Below are 4,740 nucleotides of genomic sequence, written 5' to 3' on the forward strand. Positions count from 1 at the left end.
TCCGCTCGGATGACACGGTAGCCGTCCTCGTACAGTTCAGTCGCCCGTTCACGGTCCGGTTCCACGATGACATAGTCGACATCCCACGACTCCAGTTCGTCGATGAGAACGTCGGCACGGGGCGTGTACGTGCAGATCACCACGTGGTCGTCGAGGTCGCCGTCGACAGTCTTCGGGACCGTCGTCGAGAGGATGTCCTCGAGCAGCGGGAACGCGAGAACGGGAAAGGCCATGAAGATGAGCAGCGTCCCGAACAGATCCATGACGATTACGAGTACGTTCATTTCCGGGCTGATCCAGGGGGAATCCGAGCCGAACCCCGTCGTCGTAAACGTCTCGACGACAATCTGCAGGGAGTGGAGGAACGTCCTCGGCTCTCCCTCGTAGATTCGCATCCCGTTCTGATAAAGCACCGCGAAGACGAGCATCGAGCCAATCAACAGGACCGAATAGTAGACGGTACGACGCTGCCACTTGTTCATACGTACGGAAGTTGCCCTCGAACTGTTAAACCATCCCGATACAGTCGTCGCCACACGGCGTCAGGGTCAGGCCGTGGTCGAATCACACCCAGTGTTGTCAGAGAGATTGCACAGCCATCGATTCAATCGGAGGTCACCGGCTTCTCCTCGCGTCGTCGGGCGAGAATCGTGCCGAGGGCCCCCATCGCGGTTCGTCCGGCTCCGACGTAGGCGAGGTACCACGCGACCCCGCCGACGATAATGCCGGCCGCTCCGAGGATTGTGAGCGTCCACATCTGGGTGAGCAGCCCAAAGCCGCCGACCACGCCGGCGATTTGGACAAACGGGTAGCCTGGCGAATGAAACGATGGCTGGTACGAATCGACGTCACTCGTGCGAAACACAATCAAGGTGACGTTGACGATCGAGAACACGAGGATCTGGAACGCGCTGGCCAACTTCGCCAACTCAACGACCGGCACGAAGGCGATCAGTGCCAGCAGGAGCCCGCCGGTCACAAGGATCGCGTTCCGGGGGGTCTGGAAGCGCTCACTGACTCGGGCGAGCTCCTCGGGCGCCAGTGAGTCCCGACTCATCGCCAGCGGGAACCGCGAGGACGCCAGCACCCCGGCGTTGGCCATGCTCGTCAGCGCTAGCATCGCGACCACCGCGATGACGACGACGCCGACCCCGCCGAGTAGCTGGCCCGCACCGTCGGCCATCGGCGTCAGCGACGGACCGCCACCCGGGCCGCTCGTCGACAGCATCGCCGGGTCGTTCAGCCCGACCACGGCCGCGACCACCAGGCTGTACCGCAGCATCATCACTCCCATCGAGATGAGAATACCCAGCGGGAGGTTCCGGTCGGGGCCCTTGATCTCCTCGGCGACGTAGCGATTTTGGTCACGCCCGCGTAGGAGACGAACACGAACGCCGCCGCGGTGACGACCCCCCCGGTGCCTTTCTCGGCGAACCCCTGGAAGCGGGCGGGCTCGATTGCGAGCCCCGAGTCGAGTACGTACGCCGCGAGTGCGACCACGACGGCGGTGACGATAATCGACAGTGCCTTCCCACTCTGCTCGGTCCCGACGAGGTTGAGGACGACGATCAGCGCCGCCAGCCCCAGCGCGACGGTCTTCACCAGCCCGCCCGACAGCGGGACGAGGAGAAGGAGGTACGCCCCCAGCCCGACCGGCGCGAACGAGCTTTTGAACACCAGCGAGAACCACGCGCCGATCCCCGCGACTGTGCCGGCGAGTGGCCCCATCGCGCGGTCGATATACATGCCGCCGGATTCGGGCATCGCTGTCGCCATCTCCGCCTTCGACAGCGCCGCCGGCAGCACGACCAGCCTCGCCAGGATGTACGCGAGAATCACTGCTGGTCCAGCCTTCTTCAACCCGAGCGCCGGCAGTACGAAGATGCCGCTGCCGATCATTGCGCCCGTGCTGATCGTGACCGTCGCGTACAGGCTGAGGTCGTGTTCGAGATCGTTCTTCATCCGCTGACCACCGCTGCATCACCCGAGTGGGGTGGCTGTTTCCGAATCCCGGAGTGAGACTGGTTCCATGACATCGATTGACAGATTACGGTTATTCGGCGTTTCGAACGACGAAGGCCGGATCGTCCGTGCCGGCGGTCACCTGTGCTGGGCGACTCCCGAAGATCTTGTTGCGGAGCGACGGCTCCGTTTCTCCCAGTACGAGTAGGTCGAACGTGTCCCCGAGGTTGACGATACTCCGTTCGACGTCGTCGCCGACCAGGTGCCGGCTGATGCGGTCGGGGTCGACACCAGCCCCAACGAGACGGTCTGTCGCGTCCGCGAGGATCTCCTCACCTGGGAGCCGGTCGGACTCCTCACCCGTGTGAAACAGCGTAACGGATGCCCCGGTCGCGATCAGTAACTCCCCGACGAACGAGAGGATGCGGTCGAAGTTCGCCTCACCACGGAGTGGCACGAACGCCTGTGCGACTGCGTCGGCGTCGCCAGGCGTCAGGATCACGTCGCAGTCCTCTTCCAGTGCGACGCGATTGATCGTCTCCTCACGGGCTTTCCCGAACACGAGCCGAGTGGTCACCGAGACTCCTGCCTCCTCGAACCGTCGGGCGATATCATCGAGTTCTGTTCGAGCGTCGCCCTCGAACTGGTCGCGGGCGACGGAGGGCGGCGTCTGCTCCGGCAGTCCGTAGTGGCCAAGCAAGACCACCTCCATCGTCGCGAGCGTGTCGACCAGCACCGGTGGGACCTCGTCGGCATCCGGTAGCTCGAACGGGACGAGGAGCCTGTGTGTCACGCTCATACGTATTAATAAGTCAGCGGATAATAAAATATATAAAAGATTTGACGCTACGACGTGGCATTTCCAGAGGAACTCACCCAGTACGAGGCCGGCGAGACTGTGTTGAGCTCCGCCGGACCTCCGACCGCGTCGTTGTGCCTGCGAGCAGGCACGACTTGCTGAAGATGACGATCACGTCGTTCGACAACTCGGGGGTCGTAGACGCCGCGCGTGGTGAGTCCGAGCGGCCTCACGGCGCCGTTTCACCGCCCGGTAACGACCGCCGGAACGACAGCCACTTGTCACAGGACAAACCCACATCTAAGCACGCCGGCGGTCAAGATGCTACTGATGACATCCAGTGAATCAGTGATCGATGTACTCCGAAGTGCGTACCTAGAAGAGTTGGAGACCGTAATGAACTACCGGACGAACTCAATCGTTCTCGAAGGGGTTCGAGCACAGGAGATCAAGGAGAGTCTTGAGGCGGACATCGCGGAAGAACTTGGTCACGCCGGGGAACTCGGACAGCGACTCAAGCAACTCGACGCCAATCCCCCGGGGTCAGCAGCGTTCACCGCCCAGCAGGAGAGTCTTCAACCACCGGAGGATTCAACGGATGTCCTCGCCGTGATTGACGGCGTTCTGGACGCGGAGGACGGTGCGATCTCGACGTACCAGCAGCTGGTTGAGCTCGCGCAGGCGGCCGACGACCCGGTAACCGAGGATCTGGCAGTGGAGATCCTGGCCGACGAGGAGGCCCACCGCTCCGAGTTCCGGGGGCTCAGAAAGGAGTATAGCGGAGACTGACGCACTCGAACGCCTCCACAACCGTGACCCCGATCAGGAGTTGTTGGTCAGGTACTCGTCGACAAGGGCCGCCTCGGCCCTGCGAAGCCGGTACGAGACGGTCGATCGTGGACACTCCAATTCGGTTGCGAGTTCATCCAATGTCGTCTCCCTCGGTGTTCGGTAGTAGCCCTCCTCTGCGGCCTTTTCGAGAACGTGGTGCTGTTCCGGCTGGATCGTGACCGAATTGAAGGGGGTGAGCACCGAGCCGGTGGAATCTCCGACGTGATCGAAATGAAAGGAGAGTCCGCCGCCTAATCTACAGGCGGAACAGGCCGAGTGCCTCGGGGCTTGACCCCGAGGGTGAAGGCCGCACGCCCCATCGACAAAATCCCCGTTACGGTTAAGTATATCCAAAATATATACATACGGGGAATAGATTTGAAATCGACGGCGAAGAAGTCCTCGACGGCGAAGTCAAGGAGTTCGGCAACAGCGCCCACGTCACCGTTCCAAAACGCTGGCGTGGCGCTGACGTGAAAGCTGTCCGCATCTCAGAACCCACCGAAAACAACGACGAATGACGCAGACACAGGCTCTCACCAAGACACTCGTGTTCCCGCTGGACGTGCAGAGTGGCAACGAGAGCCTGCTCCACGACGCACGCTTGGAGTGTCGCCGCGTGTTCAACGAGGTACTACGCCTCAACTACGACGGATGGGACTGGGACGAGATTGAAGATGCTGTTGAGCAGAACGCCGACCTCGTGCAAAACACCGCACAGCGCATCATCGACAAAGCCTTCGACGCACTCGACAACTACTACGACAACGACGACTGGGGACGCCCGTGGTATAAACACGAGACGTTCCCGCTACGGATGAACTACGGCGAAGGCTACAACCTCTTTCTCGAAGACGAAACGGTACGGTTCCGCATTAGTGCGAAACCGTACAACCACGTCAAAGGCGGACTTCACGGTACGCAAGACCAGTTCAACCTGCTTACGCAGGCAATAAAAGACGATGACTGGCACGTTGGCACTGCCGAAGCGCTCTGCCGAAACGGACGCGAAGAATTGCACGTTACCGTGACGAACGAAACCGCCGAAGTTGATGCAAAAACAGCGGCAGAAACAGTCATCGGTGTCGATATTAACGAAGACTGTGTTGCGCTAGCGGCACTAGCCGAGAGTGGTATCGAAGATTCAA

The 4,740-nt window shown here is 61.2% G+C and carries 6 protein-coding genes and 1 pseudogene; 3 read left to right on the forward strand and 4 right to left on the reverse strand.

The window, feature by feature from the left end:
- The 3 genes and pseudogenes from Q0964_RS13990 to Q0964_RS14000 all read right to left on the reverse strand — a co-directional run.
- Positions 1 to 482 (reverse strand): potassium channel family protein (locus Q0964_RS13990; protein ID WP_475405893.1); only part of this gene is annotated, 482 nt, incomplete at its 3' end.
- A gap of 122 nt (positions 483 to 604) precedes the next feature.
- Positions 605 to 1,962 (reverse strand): annotated as a pseudogene (locus tag Q0964_RS13995) (APC family permease).
- A gap of 91 nt (positions 1,963 to 2,053) precedes the next feature.
- Entirely contained in the window at positions 2,054 to 2,761 is a 708-nt protein-coding gene (locus Q0964_RS14000; RefSeq protein WP_299268744.1) for a universal stress protein, read from the reverse strand.
- A 330-nt stretch (positions 2,762 to 3,091) separates the two neighbouring features.
- Between Q0964_RS14000 and Q0964_RS14005 the strand changes: the two genes are divergently transcribed.
- Positions 3,092 to 3,550 (forward strand): ferritin-like domain-containing protein, encoded by a 459-nt coding sequence (locus Q0964_RS14005; RefSeq protein WP_299268746.1) that lies wholly within the window; start codon positions 3,092 to 3,094, stop codon positions 3,548 to 3,550.
- 33 nt (positions 3,551 to 3,583) lie between these two features.
- Here the strand turns inward: Q0964_RS14005 and Q0964_RS14010 are convergent, their stop codons facing one another.
- Complete coding sequence (locus Q0964_RS14010; RefSeq protein ID WP_299268748.1) at positions 3,584 to 3,793, reverse strand: helix-turn-helix domain-containing protein; 210 nt, start codon at positions 3,791 to 3,793, stop codon at positions 3,584 to 3,586.
- 158 nt (positions 3,794 to 3,951) lie between these two features.
- Here Q0964_RS14010 and Q0964_RS14015 point away from each other — a divergent pair, with 158 nt between their 5' ends.
- Complete coding sequence (locus Q0964_RS14015) at positions 3,952 to 4,113, forward strand: DUF2080 family transposase-associated protein (protein ID WP_299268750.1); 162 nt, start codon at positions 3,952 to 3,954, stop codon at positions 4,111 to 4,113.
- Positions 4,110 to 4,740, forward strand: a 631-nt coding sequence (locus Q0964_RS14020) for a nuclease/transposase family protein (protein WP_475405894.1), incomplete at its 3' end; no start/stop codon positions are given. The genes Q0964_RS14015 and Q0964_RS14020, both read left to right, overlap by 4 nt.

Source organism: Halorientalis sp. (assembly GCF_028275115.1).
Lineage (GTDB): Archaea > Halobacteriota > Halobacteria > Halobacteriales > Haloarculaceae > Halorientalis.